This window comes from Streptomyces milbemycinicus (genome assembly GCF_002154605.1).
In the GTDB taxonomy this organism is placed as follows: Bacteria; Actinomycetota; Actinomycetes; order Streptomycetales; family Streptomycetaceae; genus Streptomyces; species Streptomyces milbemycinicus.
This window is the reverse complement of record NZ_MUNE01000552.1, coordinates 1-15,753: the sequence shown is the minus strand read 5'-3', so window position 1 is coordinate 15,753 and position 15,753 is coordinate 1. Positions and strand designations below refer to the sequence as shown.

Below are 15,753 nucleotides of genomic sequence, written 5' to 3'. Positions count from 1 at the left end.
CCCGCCCGTACGGCCGCCACCAGGGCGTGGGCCCGTTCGAGCAGCGCGGCCACCGCGCCGCGCCCATCTGCCTCAGAAGCGTCGAGCCCGGCCGCCGAGACCACCGCCGCCACCGCGTCGGCGAACTCCTCGCCGTCCCCGTGCGCGGCGGCGTGCAGCGCCCACCACCCGTCGGCCAGCTTGGACACGGCGCGCTCGGCGGCCTCCTCCCGTACTCGCTTGCCCTCCAGGCCGACGATCGTGCGCTGCCCCAGCTGCAGCAGCAGCATCTCCTGGGATCCCTGACCGGAGATCAGGCCCAGGATGTCGCGCATGAACCGCTCCCACGGGAACGCGGACATATACGCCTCGCCGCCCTGGAGGCTCATCACCAACTGGCCGACGCGCAGCGCGCACTCGGACGCGTGGTGCTTGGCGACGGTCGCGTACTCGTCGAAGTACGGATCGCGGTCCGGCGATCTGGTGCCGTCCAGCGCCCGGTAGACGCTCGCGCGGGCCGACTGGAGCAGCATGCGCATCTCGCCGACCGACCGCTCGACGTTGGGGTATTCGAGCACCCGACGCCCGCCGCGCTTACGGGGGTTCAGCGCCTCCACACAGTTCTCGATCACCCCGTCCAGCGCGCCCAGCACCCCGCATGCGCTCATGGTCCGGCGGATGCGCGCATAGGTGTTCAGCTCGCTGAGGGCGTCCGCGCGCCACACGAGCCGCGCCGCGGGCAGCCGCACGTCGTGCAGGATCACCTGGCCCAGGCCCATGGTGTGCATGCCCATGGTGTCCATGTGTACGGAGGTGACGCCCGGGTCGTCCTTCTCGACGAGAAACGCCAGCATGTCGTTGGACGCCTCGTCGCGCAGGAACAGCACAAAGAGGTCGGCGAAGCGCGCCCCGGCAAGAAACCGCTTGGCGCCGTTCAGCACCCAAACGTCGCCTTCCAGCCGCGCTGTGGAGTGGTAGTCGTACGGGTCGCGGCTCTCGTACGCGCCCTGCACCCCGAACCGCCGGCCGGCCACGAGATCCGGAACGTAGGTCTCGATCAGCTCCGGTGTGCCGCTGGACAGGATCAGCTCGGTGATCTCGACGCTGATGTCGAGCAGGACGGCGAAGCCGGGGTCGCGCGAGAGGCGGGCGATCTCCTCGACCACCACGCCCCACGCCAGCTTGTCCCGCCCCTCGCCGCCGATCTCGGTCGGCAGCGAGAACCCCATCAGCCCCAGCTCACCGGCCTGTTCGAAGACCCGGTTGTCGAGCGGCCGGCACTCCTTGTTGCGGAAGTGCGAACCGGGGTTTGCGATATCCAGGACGAAGCTGCCGAACCGGCGCCGGGCCTCGCGGCGGATCCGCTCGATCTCGGCGTCGAGGGTGTGGTTTCCGCTCTTTGGGGACAGGGCTGCCCGGTTCATCACATCGGCGGCGTGGGCCCGGCCCGTCATGCCCCGGCCCGTCATGCCCCGACCTCCTGTGTGTCGGCGTCCAGCTCACGTACCAGGTCCGCAAGCGTCTCCTCGCCGAGGAACCGCTCCAGCGGGATGGTGGCGCCGGTGCGCTCCTCGACCTCGACGGAGAGCTGGGCCGCGGTGAGCGAGTCGATGCCGATCTCGCCCAGCGGCCGGTCGGCGGGCAGCCGCTGCCCGTCGAGGCCCAGCAGCTCCCCGATCAGCGAGGGCAGCCAGGCGTCGGCGGACTCGGCGGTGCCGTCGCGGTGTTCGGTGGTCATGGCGTCGTCCTCCTACAAGCGGCCTACGAGCGGCCTCAATGCGGCCTGAATGGGGCCTAAATGCGGCCCGGCGCGGACCCCCGGTACTGCGGGGCGAGCCGCAGCGGTACGAGGGAGAACGCCCGATCGTCGTCGTCGAGGTCTTCGAGCCGGCGCACCAGCCGGTCCTCGGCCTCCCGGTCCGGTCCGGCCGGGAACCCCAGCCGTTCCACCACGCGGCGCAGCGCGACCGAGAGCCAGGCCCGGTCGGCGGCCAGGCCGCCGAGCGCGTCCCGGCGCCTCAGCCAGGTGTGCAGACAGCAGGCGCCCGCGTGCACCAGACAGTGCCGGCGGGCCGCCTTGTACGTCTCGGTGGTGCGCGCTGTACCGAGCCCGCGCAGTGTCTCCCGCGTCTCGTCGCGGACCTTCAGCAGCGTGTGCCCGAGCGAGAACAGCTCCTGGTCGTCGCCCAGCGCCGCCACCGCCTCGTCGAGGAGGTCGACCACCTCGTCGGCGGCCCCGTACGTGAGCGACGGGCGCTGGTCCCGGGGCGCCACCGGGGTCACCGGCTCGCCGAACCCGAACAGCAGCGGCAGCGGAACCTCGGCCCGCTGCGCCCCGGCGCGCCGCCGCGCCCCGCTGACCAGTTGGGCGCGGACCGTGTCCAGCTGCACCAGCTGGGTGCCCTCGAACACGGGGGTGATCGCCACATCGCGCACCAGCTTCTGGAACGCCCCGTCCGCGACCCCCTCGCGCAGATAGGCCCGCGCGCTCAGCACCTCGCCGCACGCGTTCACCGCGTCCACGCAGAGCGCGGGCACCACGTACTTCGCCACCGCGGACCACAGCGCCATCCGCTGCCGCGCCACATCGAGGGCGCGCGCCGCGGCAAGACCGGTGCACTCCGCGATCAGCAGATCGGCGAAGGCGCGCGCCAGCAGCGAGCGCACCGGGGCCAGCGCCAGCGCCGGCTCGCCGTACAGCATCCGCCCGCGCGCATGCCGCAGCGCGATACGCAGCGCCGTGTCGGCGGCGCCGAGGCTGCTCCCGCCCACCAGCGTCCGGGTGAACTGGAGCATGCCGGTGACCATTTCGATGCCGCGGCCCGGCCGCCCGATCACGGCGCCTGCGCCGACCCGGCAGTCGTCGAGGACGAAGCCGCTCAGATCGTGGCCGCGCAGTCCGTGGGTGGGCACCTTCGGCAGCCGCCGCACCGCGTCGCCGCCGACGGCCTCGAAGTCGATCAGGAACAGCCCGAAGGACGGGTCGGAGGCGGCCAATACGGTGGCGAACGAGGACCGTCTGCCATTGCCGACCAGCCACTTCTTGCCGTTCAGCACAAATCCCTCGCCCATGGGCGCCGCGCGGGTGGCGGTGGCGAGCAGATCGCTGCCCGCCGCCTCCTCGCTGATACCGGCGGTGCCCCAGGCGCGGCCGAGCGCGAGCTCGGCGACCCGGCGCCGCTGGGTGTCGTCGCCCCAGGTCCACACCGGCGCGGTGGCCAGCAGCGTGGAGCCGAAGCCGACCGAGACCGCGAGCTCCCGGCGCGAGGCGGCGCGCACCACGGCCAGCAGCGATTCGAACGAGCCGAGCCGGCCGCCCTCGGCGACCGGCACCAGATGCTCATGCAGCCCGGCCGCCCAGGCCGCCTCGTACGCCGCGGTGGGTTCGGCCTCCAGATCGTCCGCGCGCACACCGCGAGCCAGCGACATACCGGTGTCCGGATCGAACGGGCAGCCCAGCGCCCGCTCCAGCTCCTCAGCCGCCGCAAACGCCGAAAACGCCGAAAACGTGGTCAGCGATGCCCCGGTCATACGTGCTCCACCACGATCGCGTACGGCCCGCTGCCGTCGTCACTGTCGAGCCCCAGCTCATGGACGAACGCGACCCGGCCGTCATGGCGGTAGACCGTGGTGCGCACCCGCAGCTGATCCCACAGCTGACCGGCCCGCAGCCACGTCGCGTCGACCCGGCGGATCCCGTCGGCCAGCGCACGCCGCAGCTCGGGCGCCTTCCCGCCGTGCCGCATCACGCACTCCTCGCGCGCACCGCCCGCGAACCCGAGGGATTCGACCCAGTACCACTGGTCGGCCACCTCGCAGTGGTGGCGGTGGACCCGGAACGTCGTGGTGTGGGAGGCGATGCGCTCGCCCTCGCGCTCGTACGCGCCCAACAGCCCGCGCACCGGCGACAGATACGGGGAGCGCTCGACCTCGTCCTCGTGGAAGCCCGCCACGAACGAGTCCGGCAGCGTCGTCGGCGCGCCCGAGAGGGCCTGGTCGCCGCTGAGCCGCAGCGGTACCGAGGTGGCGCGGGTGCGCACCGCCACGCCCGCCGGGCCCGAGACCGTCATCTCCATCTCCAGCTGCGACGAGCGCGGCCCGCGCACCTGGGCCCGCACCTCGACCTGCGCCTCGTCGGCGTCGAGGAACCGCAGCGGCCGCTCGTACTCCAGCTGCCAGGCCCACAGCACAAACCCCACCTGGTGCTCGGACACCAGCGTGCGGTGGCTGCACACATGGTCGCGCAGCCAGCGGGTGCCGGCCTGGAACGCGAGCCGTCCGACGGCGGTGGGCTGTAGCTGGGCCGGGGTGAACAGGCTCGCGTCCAGCACGACCTCGTACGTGGAGCTGCGCGGCATCGGCGCTAGCCCCCGGATATCGCGGTGACGATGTCCACCCGGTCGTCCTCGGTGGCCTCCCGGTCCAGCTCGTGCAGGGTGAGCTTTTCGCCGTTGAGGGCGATCAGATGCGTGGCGCGGACGCTTCCCTCGCGGTCCATCAGCACCTCGGCCAGGTCCGGGTAGCGTTCGGTCAGCGCCGCCAGCCCGTCCCGCACGGTGTCGCCGCCGACCTCGATCTCGCTCTCGTAGTCGGTGAACCGGAGCAGGACGCCCCGCACTTTGACGATCATGTCAGTTCCCCCTCGTGGATGTGGTCATATCGGGTGCGGGCCGGGCGGGAGCCTGCCAGCGGGTGAGTTCGTCGAGCTCACCGGCGAGGAATTGGCGGCGCGCCAGCCAGCGCTGCACCTTGCCGCTCGATGTCTTGGGGATGGTCCGGGGCCGCACCAGGACCACGGTGTACGGAGGGACGCTCAGCTCCATCGAGATCGCCCGCCGGATCCCCTCGACGGCCGCCGCGTACTGCTCCTCTTCTGCGGGATCCACCTCGTAAACCAGCACCAGCCGCTCGGCCGCGCCCTCGTCGTCCTCGACCGCGAAGGCGGCGCCGCAGTTGCGGCGGATGCCGGTGACCTCGGCCTCGCAGACCCGCTCGATGTCGACGGGGTGGTAGTTGCGCCCGTTGACGACGATCAGGTCCTTCAGCCGCCCCGCCGGGAACAGCTCGCCGTCCAGGACGAACCCGAGGTCGCCGGTGCGCAGATACGGGCCGTCGCCGGTGGTGGTCGTGGCGCCGAACATTTCCGCAGTGTCCTTCGGGCGCCGCCAGTAGCCGTCGGCGACGCTCGGCGAGTCGATCCAGATCTCGCCCACCGCGCCCTCGCCGAGCGGTGCGCCGGTCGCCGGGTCGGCGATCAGCAGCCTGGTCGCCGGGCCGGGGGAGCCGCAGCTCACCAGCGACCGGGAGCGCTCCCGCGGCCCGGCCGGGCGGGCCGCGCCGTGTGCTTCGAGCGCGTCGCGCGCGACCGACACCGAGCGCCAGCCGCCCAGAGGTTTACCGCCGGTCACGAACAGAGTCGCTTCCGCGAGGCCGTAACACGGATAGAACGACTCGGCTCTGAAGCCGCAGGGCGCGAAACGTTCGGCGAAGCGGGCCATGGTGTCGGCGCGGACCGGCTCGGCGCCGGTGAAGACGAGCTCCACACCGGACAGGTCGAGCCCTTCCAGGTCCGCGTCCTTCGCGCGCCGTACGCACAGGTCGTATGCGAAGTTCGGGCCGCCGGTGACCGTCACGCCGTAGCGCGAGACCATGCGCAGCCAGGACAGCGGGCGGCGCAGAAACGTGACGGGCGACATGAGCGTCACCGGAATGCCGGTGGACAGCGGGGTGAGGATGCCGCCGATCAGCCCCATGTCGTGGTACGGGGGCAGCCATACGCCGCCCGAGCTGCCCTGGTGCAGCCCGAACCCGCGGGCGATCTCCAGGGAGTTGTCGAGCAGCTGGGCGTGGCTGAGCATGACGCCGCGCGGCAGCGATGTCGACCCCGAGGTGTACTGGAGCAGCGCCAGCCGGTCGGGCCGGATCTCCGGCAGCGGACCCTCGTCGGTGAGGGCGTCGGCGGGGGCGTCGGTGGGGTCGGCCAGGTCGGTCGTGATCAGCCGGGGGGTGCGGCCGCCGAGCGCCGTGGCCAGCCAGTCGGCCAGCAGCGGAGCGATGTCCGAGGTGGTCAGGACGGTGTCCGAGCCGGTGTCCTCAATGATGGCGGCGAGCCGCGGCATCGTACGCGCCAGGCGCGCCGGGTCGGGCGGGAAGGCGGGCACCGCGGGCACCCCGGCGTAGAAGCAGCCGAACAGCCCCGCGAGATAGTCCAGGCCGGGCGCGAACAGCAGCAGCGCCGGGTCCGGCCGCCCGTCGGTGGCGGCCGACAGCCGGGCCGCGACGGCGCGGGCGCGTGCGTCGAGCTCGGCGTAGGTGATCTCGGCGGCCGACTCGTCGTCCGCCATGAACCGGTAGGCGAGGGCGTCGGGCTCATGCGTCGCCCGCTCACGCAGCAGCCGCGCGAAGCTTCCGGCACCGCGCCCATGTGGACCAGCCAACTGAGCCGTCTCCCCCCGTGATCGACCCCCGTGATCGATACGGCGAGCAAGTGTTACAGCAACGTTGACGAGTGGTCAACGATCTTATGGTGATGGGTGGTTGAGGAGATCCGGGCGTGCTCCGTGGGGCCGCTGGGGGGATTGACACTCACGGGTAACAACGAGCATCGTGATCGACTGAACCAGGGTGAAGGATCGGTGCTCAACGACCGCGTGCCTGTCCAGGAGAGGACACCCATGACCGACGTACCGGTCGCTCCCGACGGAACGCGGGACGCCGCGGCGGGCGATTCCGCCGCCGACCCACCCGTCAAGCCACCCGCCAAGCCACCCGTCAAACTGGTCCTGTTGTGCTGCCTCGGCGCCTTCGTGGCATTCCTGGACAGCACCATCGTGAACGTGGCGTTCCCCAACATCGCCGAGACCTTCGACACCACCGACCTGCCCACCCTGTCCTGGGTGCTCAACGGCTACAACGTGGTGATCGCCGCGCTCCTGATGCCCGCCGGCCGGGCGGCCGACCGGCTCGGCTGCCGGCGGTCCTTCGCGGTGGGGCTCGCCACGTTCACCGTCGCGTCCGCGGTCTGCGGGATCGCCGACTCCGCCGCCGTCCTCATCGGCGCCCGGCTGGTGCAGGCGGTCGGCGCCGCGATCCTCGTCCCCACCTCACTCGCGCTGCTGCTGCCCATGTTCCCCATGGCCAAGCGCCTGGCGGCGATCACCCTCTGGAGCGCGTCCGCCGCGCTGGCCGCCGGGATCGGGCCCGGCCTCGGCGGACTGCTCGCCGAGCACTGGAGCTGGCGGGCGGTGTTCCTGGTGAACATCCCGATCGGGATCGCCGCCGTATGGGCCGGCCGGCACCTCACCGAGCAGCGCGAACGAAGCGGCCCCACCCCCGATGTCCTGGGCTCGGCGCTGCTCGGCGCCTCGCTGGGCCTGCTCGCCCTGGGCCTGGTCAAGGCCCCCGACTGGGACTGGGCGAGCGCGCGCACCATCGGCTGCCTGGTCGGCGGGGCGGTGCTGGCGGCGGCGGTGGTGGCGCGCAGCGCACGCCATCCGGCCCCGGTCGTCTCCCTCGATCTGCTGCGCTCGCGCAACGCCGTGGGCGGCAACATCGGCTCGATGCTGTTCTCGGTGACCTTCTACGCCGTCATCCTGAACAACATCCTGTTCCTGACCGGCCACTGGGGCTGGTCCCTGCTCACCGCGGGTCTGGCCACCACGCCGCCGCCGCTCGCCAGCGCCCTGGTGGCCCGGCCGGCCGCCCGCCTCGCCGAGAAGTTCGGCGACCCGCTGGTCGTGATCGCGGGCTGTCTGATCTACATCTGCGGCACCCTGCTGCTGTTCTGGGGCGGCGGCCAGGACCCGGACTTCCTCACCCACTGGCTGCCCGGGGCGGCCGTCATGGGTCTTGGCGCCGGACTGGTCTGGCCGGTGCTTGGCGGGGTGGCCCTGGCCGGGGTCGAACCCAGCCGGCTGGCCACCGCCAGCGCGGCCAACGCGGCCTTCCGCCAGCTCGGCGCGGTCCTCGGCACGGCGCTCGCGGTGTCCATCGTCACCGCGTCCGCGAGCGACGCGCTCGGCGGAGCGCGCAACACCTGGTACCTCTCGATCGGCTTCGCCTTCGGGGTGGCGGTGCTCGCGGCCGTGACCGTACGCCGCACCACGGCCCCGGCGGCGGCCTGACACCGGAGACGACGATGGCGACCAAAGCGAGCACGACCACAGCGGTTGACGTATCAGACGTATCAGACGTGACCGAAGTGACCGAAGTGACCGAAGTGACCGAAGTGACCGAAGTGCCGTACGCGGCCGGGACGCCGCTGCTCGGCTCGATGTCCGACCTCCTGGGCGATCCGCTGGCGGCGTATCTGCGGGCCCGCCGCGACCACGGCGACGTCGTCCGGTTCCGCGCCGGGCCGCCCGGCCTGCGGCGGGAGATCTACGGAGTGTTCTCGGCCGAGGGCATCCAGCAGGTCCTGGCCACGGAGGCGGCCAACTTCCGCAAGGACAACGCCATCTACGAGGAGCTGCGGCAGGCCCTCGGCAACGGCCTGCTCACCAGCCAGGACGAGGACTACCGGCGCCAGCGCCGGCTCATCCAGCCGCTGTTCACCCGCCGCCGGGTCGAGAGTTACGCCACCGCCGTCACCTCGGAGGCGGCGGCGCTGGCCGCCCGCTGGCGGGAAACCCCCGGTGGCGCCGATGGGGCCCTCGAGCTGGTGGAGGAGATGCGCGGATACGCGCTGCGCGTCGTCGGCCGCGTTCTGTTCGGCTCCGATGTCGAGCAGACCATCGAGGTCGTCCGGGACAGCCTGCCGATGCTCAACGAGCGCGCGCGGGCCCGCGCCCTGTCCCCGGTCAAGCTGCCCCGCGACTGGCCCACCCCCGCCAACCGCCGCGCCGCCCGAGCCCAGGCCGGGCTGTACGCGCTGTGCGACGCGATCATCAGCAAGCGCATGGACGGTCGGGAGCGCGAGGAGCGCGAGGAGCGCGAGCAGGCACCCGGACCCGGACACGCACCCGGCCCCGTACCGGAGGACGGTGCCGGACCGGAGGACGGCGCCGCCGAGGATCTGCTCACCCTCCTCATCCGCGCCCACAACGCCGAGGACGGCAGCCTGACCCGGGCCGAACTGCGGGAACAGGTCCTGGTCTTCTTCCTCGCCGGACACGACACCACCGCCACGGCGCTCACCTTCGCCCTGCACCTCCTGGCCCGCCACCCGGCCGAGCAGCGCCGGGTGCACGAGGAGCTGGACCGGGCGCTCCCCGACGGCCGCACCCCCACCGCGGCGGATCTGGAGGCCCTGCCCCGACTCACCATGGTGCTGAAGGAGGCCATGCGGCTGTTTCCGCCGTCCCCGGCCGTCAGCCGGCTCGCCGTGGCCGAGACCGTCATCGGCGGTCGCCGTATCCCGGCCGGTGCCGCCGTGCTGGTCAGCCAGTGGGTCGCGCACCGCCATCCCGCCTACTGGGAGGATCCGGAGCGCTTCGATCCGGAGCGCTTCACCCCACAGGCCGAGGCCGGTCGGCCGCGTTATGCGTACTTCCCGTTCGGCGGCGGGCCCAGGGCCTGCATCGGGCAGCACTTCTCGACGCTGCATTCGGTGCTGAGCCTGGCGACACTGCTGCGCGCGTACGAGGTGGAAGACGCGACGGACGGCGGCGACATTCCGCTCGGCGCCGGGATCACACTGCTGGCGAAGGGTCCGGTGCGAGTCCGTGTACGATCCCGCACCTAATTGGCGACATTGCCGAGATTTCGCCGGACCAGCACATTCGGTATCTCGGATTGATGCCTTCCGTTTGTTCGGTTCGGTTGGCATCAACTTGCCTGTTTCTTCGATCACTTGGCCGAGGCAGCCGAAAGCCAGTACGCTTCTGATCCATGGTCACACCTGAAGTAGAGCCTTACATCCGGCAGAAATTCGCCGAGAACGCGGGCCTCACGGAGGAGCAGCTATTCACGGCCGACGCGACATTGGCCGACGTCATCGCCAGTAGCCCGCGGATGACCAACAGCATCGATCTCATGGAAGCGTTTGCGCGCACCGCAAACGGATTGCGCAAGGACTACGGGGTGCGGGTGCGCCTTCCCGCGCTTCCCCTCGACACCCCGATTACGACGGTGCTGAAGACCTTCCTCGACGAATTCGAACGTGAGCAAAAGGAGGCGGCCGTATGAGTATCGCCGAGACGGACCGCGCCTCCTCCCCGGTCATCCGCCGGTCGGCCGCCTCCGACGGGTCGCCCGCCATCATCACCGACCTCTATGACGCGCTGACCAAGCGCGGTATGTCCCTGGTCGACGTCACCTGGGAGCAGCAGCGGCTGCACGAGTCCCGGCGGTGGAGCGTCGTGGAGATGCTGGCGGCCGTCGACCTGGACAGCCTCACCCCGCTCGACCGCAACCTGGTCTGGAACGCGGGCCGGGCCGAGCTGACCACCAAGCCGGGCGCGGACCGCCTCGAGCGGCAGTCGGAGGCCGAGGTCCGGCGCTGGCAGGACAAGAACCCCACGGTCGCCTCGATCATGGAGGCGTGCGGCACCTGGAGCCGTTACTGGAACGAAGAGGAAGCCCACCACGAGACGGTCTTCAACCGGCTGGCCGATCTCAGCGGGATGGAGCCGATCTCGGACGAGACCTTCATCCAGTTCCGCCAGGTCTTCCCCGACGACGACATGCTCCGCACGCTGGTGCTGCTCGCCATCTCGGAGATCACGGCCGCGGTCAACTACGGCCAGTGCCAGCACGTCATCGAGGACCCGGGGCTGCGCCGCATTTTCAAGCAGGTCGCCGCCGACGAGATTCAGCACCGCAACTACTTCGTCTCCTTCGCCAAGGCGCTGGTGGACAGCGGTGAATACCCGGCCAAGGACGCGTTCGCGGTCGCGCACCTCTTCCTCCGCGAGGACGGTGAGCTCCATGGGAGTGCCCGGGCCCAGCTGGAGCAGCGCGGTTCGCATGTGAACTGGTGGGACCAGCTCGAAGTGGGCGACAACGACTTCCGTCCCGAGGCGCTGGAGAAGAAGGAGCAGCTGATCTGCGGCGCTCTGAAGAAGATCACCGGGATCGAGGTCCATTCCCGTGAAGAGGTCGAGGACACTTGGATGGATCTCGTCGGGAGCTGATCGGTCTGGGGCACGACCTCCAGCTGATCAGTGAACTGGAGGTCGCTTCCTCGCTCCGCGAACCCGATGTCTTCTTCACCCGCGGAGAACTGCGCCACTTCGAATCGAAGGTCTCTCCCCTGGAGAGCATGGCGGGGGCGTTCGCGGCCAAAGAAGCTCTTTTCAAAGCAATTCCGGCGGCGGATGAGACCTGGTTCTGGACCGATGCCGAGCTGGTCCACGACCACCATGGCGCACCGCGGTTCCAGACCCATGGAGCGCTGGCGGGCCATCTGGCCCGGCACCGGCTGCGGGTGAGCGTTTCGCTTTCGCACAGTGGTGGCTTTGTCTCCGCCGTGGTCATGGTGGTCGGCGGGACCTCGTCACTGACGCGTTTCTTCGATACGACCAATCGGGCGGTACGACGTGTTTTTCGGCGAATCCCGGCTGACCCTGCCGGTGCGCCCCAATGACCTCGATGCGCTGGGGCATGTGAACAACGCGGTCGCGCTCGAATATCTGGAGGCCGGCCGGTGGGACTGGCTCGGCCGCCAGGGGCTTGTGCACGGCGACCGCATGATCGCGGTGGTCGCCCGGACCGAGATCGACTACCTGGCTGAGATCCCTCGCGGCCAGATCGAGGTGCGTACGTCGCTCGAGTCGCCGTCCGCGGAGGAGTTCGACGAGGACGACCTCACCTTCCGGGCCCGGTTCCGGCAGCGCCTCCACCTTCCGGAGGTGGCACGCCCCGCGGTGGACGCCCTGGTCACCGTGGCCTTCCTGGACGCCGACCAGCGGTGCCTGGTCTCGATGCAGGACTTCCTCGCGGCCTCCGCCGTCTCCCGTTGAAGCAGGAATGGAGAGCGCGATGAGCACGGCAGACGATCCGGCAGGTGATCCGGTGGAGACCGAACGCTGGGTGCCGACCTCCGACGGCCATGAGCTGCACCTCAGGCAGGTGCGACCGAGGGCCGGCGACGGGGGAGCGCCCGGAGTGCTGTTCCTGCCCGGCCTGTTCGCGGACGGCGGGTTCTTCCTCGGCAGGTCCGGGCAGGGGCCCGCGAAGGCGTTCCTGGACGAGGGCTTCACCGCGTACGTGGCCTCGCTGCGTGGACACGGCCCCAGCCGCTGGCCCGAGCGGCGGGCCTACGACTGGAACTTCGACACCTATGTGCGCCACGACGTTCCGGATCTGATCCGGGCGGTGTCGGCGGCCCACGACGGGCCGCTGTTCGTCCTGGCGCACAGCATGGTCGGCTATGCGGCCCTGGCCGCGCTCGGCGTCGACCCCGACCTGCAGAAACGTCTCGTCGGGGTGGCCACCGTCTCCTCCGCGGTCAACGACTACAGCGACGGCGGACTGTCCAAACGGGCCCAGCTGACCTTCTCCTCGGTGATCTCCCGGCTCGTCGGGCGGTTCCCGGCGCGGGCCCTCAAACAGGGCCGGTGGGACGAACCGCCCGGACTGATGCGGCAGTTCGCCGCCTGGGCCCCCTCCGGCGCCTTCCGCAGCGCCGACGGAGTGACGGACTACTGGCAGGCGCTCGGCCAGGTGACGCTGCCGGTGCTGGTCGGGATCGGTGCGGGCGACACCTTCCACGCGTCCCCCGCCCGGGCCCGGAAGCTGGCCGACCACCTGGGCGGCGGCGCGGAGTTCACCCTCTTCGGCCGGGAGACCGGGCTGAGCTGGGACCCCGGCCATGTCGATGTGATCCGCGGCGCCCGCGCCCAGGAGCAGGTGCTGCCCAAGCTGGTGGCCTGGATGCGCGGGACATCCCCCGCCGGCGACGCCCGTGGCGGCGCCACCGGCGACACGACCACCGATGAAACGACCACCGGCGACACGACCACCGGCGACACGACCAAGGAGTAGGAGAGGCGCGGTGCTCGAGCACATTCAGCGCAACCAGGAGTGCCCGCCCGAACGGGGCCTGTACCTGTACGACAAGTTCATCGACCCGCCCGAGTTCTTCAGCTACCAGGACTTCCCGGAGCAGGTCGCCGCGTACGCCGACTACTTCCGCGACCAGGGCATCGAGCCGGGGACGCGGGTGCTGTTCCCGTTCGAGACCTCCAGCGCGGTGATCTTCGCCTTCCTGGGTCTCATGGAGCTCGGCGCCGTCCCGCTGTCGGTCAAACCGCTGGTCCTGGACACGCCGAAGGACTCCTATCTGGACTTCCTGGGCCGGGTCGCGCGGGACTACGAGGCGGTCCGCGTGCTGGAGACCCCGACCGTGGCCCCGCTCGACCTGCCCGTCCCCGGCCTGCCGCTGCCGCCGGCCGGGATCCGTAAACCCGGCGCCCGGCTGCGCACCCCCGCGGCCGACGAGCTGGCGTTCGTACAGTTCTCGTCCGGCTCGACGTCCTTCCCCAAGGGCATCCCGGTCCGGCAGGACATGCTCCGCGCCAACCTGGACATGATCACCCGTACGGACGGCCGTAAGCCCGAGGAGCGGGTCAGCAGCTGGCTGCCGCTCTACCACGACATGGGGCTGGTCGGCGGGCTGCTGTCCTGTCTCGCCGCGGGGTGCGATCTGCTGCTCGCCGAGCCGGTGACCTTCCTGTTCGACGCCCCTGGCTGGTGGGAGCACATGGCCCGGGAGGGGGCCGCCGGCACGGTGATCCCCAACTTCGCGGTCGACTACTCGCTCAAGCTGATGCAGGACCTCGACGAGGAGGACCTTGCCGAGATCGATCTGTCCCGGGTGCGGTCGATCTACCTCGGCAGCGAACCCATCAACCTGCCCAACCTCAACGCCTTCCTGGACCTGATGGCCCCGGCCGGGCTGCGGCGCGATGTGTTCATGCCCTGCTACGGCATGGCCGAGGCCGTGCTGCTGGTCTCCAGCCGCCCCGTGAGCAGCGAGATCCGGGTCGTCGAGACCCCCTCGGGAGTACCGGCCATCTCGGTGGGCCCCCCGATGCCGGAGTACACCGTGCGCCTCCGTGATGAGCAGGGGCGGGTGTGCGAGGACGGCCAGTTGGGCGAGATCGAGCTGACCGGCGGCAGCCTGGCCGCCTCCTACCTCGACAAACTGGCCCCGCTGACCGGGGATGACGGCTACTACGCCACCGGCGACATCGGATTCCTCGACGACGGCGAGCTGTTCATCACCGGCCGCATCAGCGACCGGATCAAGGTGGGCGGCCAGAGTTACTTCGCCTCCGACTTCGAGCAGGCGATAGAGCGGCTGGAGTTCGTACGCGACGGCCGCACCGCCGTGCTCCAGATCGGTGCGGACATCGTCGTCCTGACCGAGGTGGACCGCGCCGCACGCGAGGACATCGAGGGCAGCCGGGCGAAGGTCGTCGGCCATCTGGTGCGCACGGTCGGGGTGACGGTGCGGGCCACGGATGTGCACTACGTACGCCCCGGCCAGCTGGAGCGCACCAGCAGCGGCAAGCTGCGGCGGCGGGCGATCGCCGAGGCGTATGAGCAGGGGCGGCTGAAGGGGCTGACCTTCGACCTGCCCGCGGGCGCGTAGCCGCGACCGGGTGGACCTATACGGCTCCGCCGCGCCGGGCCCCGCCCCAGACCCCCGTCCGGGGGCGGAGCCCAAGCCGCGCGGCGGAGCCGCATGTCGATGGCCCGGGGTCGCTTACTTCGCCCCGAGCACCAGGGCCAGCGGTGACTTCTTGCCGGAATCGGTCGACGGCTTCGTGGCGCTGGTGTTCCCGATGTAGAGCCGCCCACCGGCGTAGATGACCTGATGGTGCAGCGACACGCTCTCGATGAACGCGGTCTCCTCCGGGTTCTGCATCAGCTTCTTCTTCTCGTACGACTTGGTGTCGACGCGCCAGACCGCGCTGCCCTGGCTGAGCGTGGCCTCCTGGTAGGCGATGAGGGAGCCGTCCTTGTCGAGACTGACCGGCACCAGCGGGCCGCCCTCGGCGCCGTCGGCCTTGGCGGTCACCTTGCCGGTCTTCAGGTCGATGGCGACGATCTCGTTGGACGGGCCCGACGCGGCGCTCGCACGGTAGTCCGTGCCCAGGTAGAGCTTGTTGGCCGACTTGTTGACGACGATCTCCGAGCAGCCCCCGACATCGGTCGCCTCGCAGTCGGCCTCGTACTTGCCGCCCTCCATGCCGAATTTGCTCAGCAGCTTGCCCTCTTTGCCGCTGTCGTCGATCGCCAGGAAGTCGGAGACCCCTGCCCCCGACGAGTCACCGGCGTTGATCCCGATGACCAGCGGGTCGGTGGACACCACATGGGCGTACTCGATGCCCGAGGTCACCTTGTACGAGGACTTCACCGCCCGGGTCTTCGGGTCCACCGTCTGGACCTCCAGCTGCGGGCTGCCGGACACCTTGCATTCGCGCACCGCGATCAGCTTCGGCCCCTCGCCGACATAGCCGTTGTCCGAGCAGTCCTCGTCCGAGTCCGGCATCCACAGCGGCTTGCCGTCGATCGACCAGGCCGCGCCGCCGCTGATGCCACCCGCGGCGACGGTGCCGCCGCCGATGGACACCTCGTCGAACATGAGCGGGCTGTCGGACGCCAGCTCACCGGTCTCCTTGCCCTGCTTCGTCCAGAGCAGCTTGCCCTTCTTCAGGTCCACCAGGCCGACCTGGGTGCAGACCGGGTTGTCCTGCGACTCGTCCTGGAACAGGACCGCGGTCAGGCCCGCCTCGGTGACCTGCGGCGACGACCAGCAGAGCTCGCCGTCGAGCGGGATCTCCCACGAGGCGGTGCCGCCGGTGAGCGGATAGCCGACGATCTTGT

15 protein-coding genes are annotated in these 15,753 nt (G+C 70.8%); 8 read left to right on the top strand and 7 right to left on the bottom strand.

Translation table 11 applies throughout. From position 1 onward, the window contains the following. From CCN51_RS37770 to CCN51_RS37745, 6 genes are all read right to left on the bottom strand, one after another. A partial coding sequence (locus CCN51_RS37770) for an acyl-CoA dehydrogenase family protein (RefSeq protein ID WP_211303285.1) occupies nucleotides 1–1,448 on the bottom strand: 1,448 nt, incomplete at its 3' end. Next, a complete protein-coding gene (locus tag CCN51_RS37765) occupies nucleotides 1,445–1,717 on the bottom strand; it encodes an acyl carrier protein (RefSeq protein ID WP_014179760.1) in 273 nt (90 codons plus the stop codon). The genes CCN51_RS37765 and CCN51_RS37770, both read right to left, overlap by 4 nt. 56 nt (nucleotides 1,718–1,773) lie before the next feature. Further along, complete coding sequence (locus CCN51_RS37760; RefSeq protein ID WP_014179761.1) at nucleotides 1,774–3,510, bottom strand: acyl-CoA dehydrogenase family protein; 1,737 nt, start codon at nucleotides 3,508–3,510, stop codon at nucleotides 1,774–1,776. Continuing rightward, a complete protein-coding gene (locus CCN51_RS37755) occupies nucleotides 3,507–4,337 on the bottom strand; it encodes an acyl-CoA thioesterase family protein (protein ID WP_014179762.1) in 831 nt (276 codons plus the stop codon). Before CCN51_RS37755 ends, CCN51_RS37760 begins: the two co-directional genes overlap by 4 nt. Nucleotides 4,338–4,342: 5 nt before the next feature. Beyond that, complete coding sequence (locus CCN51_RS37750; protein WP_014179763.1) at nucleotides 4,343–4,609, bottom strand: MoaD/ThiS family protein; 267 nt, start codon at nucleotides 4,607–4,609, stop codon at nucleotides 4,343–4,345. Nucleotide 4,610: 1 nt separating this feature from the next. Continuing rightward, entirely contained in the window at nucleotides 4,611–6,416 is a 1,806-nt protein-coding gene (locus CCN51_RS37745) for a fatty acyl-AMP ligase (protein WP_014179764.1), read from the bottom strand. 237 nt (nucleotides 6,417–6,653) lie between these two features. Here CCN51_RS37745 and CCN51_RS37740 point away from each other — a divergent pair, with 237 nt between their 5' ends. The 8 genes from CCN51_RS37740 (at nucleotide 6,654) to CCN51_RS37705 (ending at nucleotide 14,515) form a co-directional block, all read left to right on the top strand. Beyond that, entirely contained in the window at nucleotides 6,654–8,102 is a 1,449-nt protein-coding gene (locus CCN51_RS37740; protein ID WP_014179765.1) for an MFS transporter, read from the top strand. A 95-nt stretch (nucleotides 8,103–8,197) separates the two neighbouring features. Next, complete coding sequence (locus CCN51_RS37735) at nucleotides 8,198–9,661, top strand: cytochrome P450 (protein ID WP_014179766.1); 1,464 nt, start codon at nucleotides 8,198–8,200, stop codon at nucleotides 9,659–9,661. 146 nt (nucleotides 9,662–9,807) lie between these two features. Next, nucleotides 9,808–10,104, top strand: a complete 297-nt coding sequence (locus CCN51_RS37730) for a hypothetical protein (RefSeq protein ID WP_014179767.1) — start codon at nucleotides 9,808–9,810, stop codon at nucleotides 10,102–10,104. Beyond that, nucleotides 10,101–11,051, top strand: a complete 951-nt coding sequence (locus CCN51_RS37725; protein WP_014179768.1) for an acyl-ACP desaturase — start codon at nucleotides 10,101–10,103, stop codon at nucleotides 11,049–11,051. Before CCN51_RS37730 ends, CCN51_RS37725 begins: the two co-directional genes overlap by 4 nt. Then, on the top strand, nucleotides 11,027–11,503 hold the full coding sequence (locus CCN51_RS37720) for a holo-ACP synthase (RefSeq protein ID WP_078610648.1): 477 nt from the start codon (nucleotides 11,027–11,029) through the stop codon (nucleotides 11,501–11,503). The genes CCN51_RS37725 and CCN51_RS37720 overlap by 25 nt, the downstream gene beginning before the upstream one ends. Further along, complete coding sequence (locus CCN51_RS37715; RefSeq protein WP_014179769.1) at nucleotides 11,457–11,879, top strand: acyl-CoA thioesterase; 423 nt, start codon at nucleotides 11,457–11,459, stop codon at nucleotides 11,877–11,879. The genes CCN51_RS37720 and CCN51_RS37715 overlap by 47 nt, the downstream gene beginning before the upstream one ends. 19 nt (nucleotides 11,880–11,898) lie before the next feature. After that, nucleotides 11,899–12,903 carry an alpha/beta fold hydrolase gene (locus CCN51_RS37710; RefSeq protein ID WP_014179770.1) on the top strand — a complete coding sequence of 335 codons (1,005 nt, stop codon included), beginning with the start codon at nucleotides 11,899–11,901 and terminating at the stop codon, nucleotides 12,901–12,903. Between the two features lie 10 nt (nucleotides 12,904–12,913). Then, nucleotides 12,914–14,515, top strand: a complete 1,602-nt coding sequence (locus CCN51_RS37705) for an AMP-binding protein (RefSeq protein WP_014179771.1) — start codon at nucleotides 12,914–12,916, stop codon at nucleotides 14,513–14,515. A 114-nt stretch (nucleotides 14,516–14,629) separates the two neighbouring features. Here CCN51_RS37705 and CCN51_RS55260 read toward each other — a convergent pair. Beyond that, nucleotides 14,630–15,753, bottom strand: a 1,124-nt coding sequence (locus tag CCN51_RS55260) for a hypothetical protein (protein ID WP_086860616.1), incomplete at its 5' end; no start/stop codon positions are given.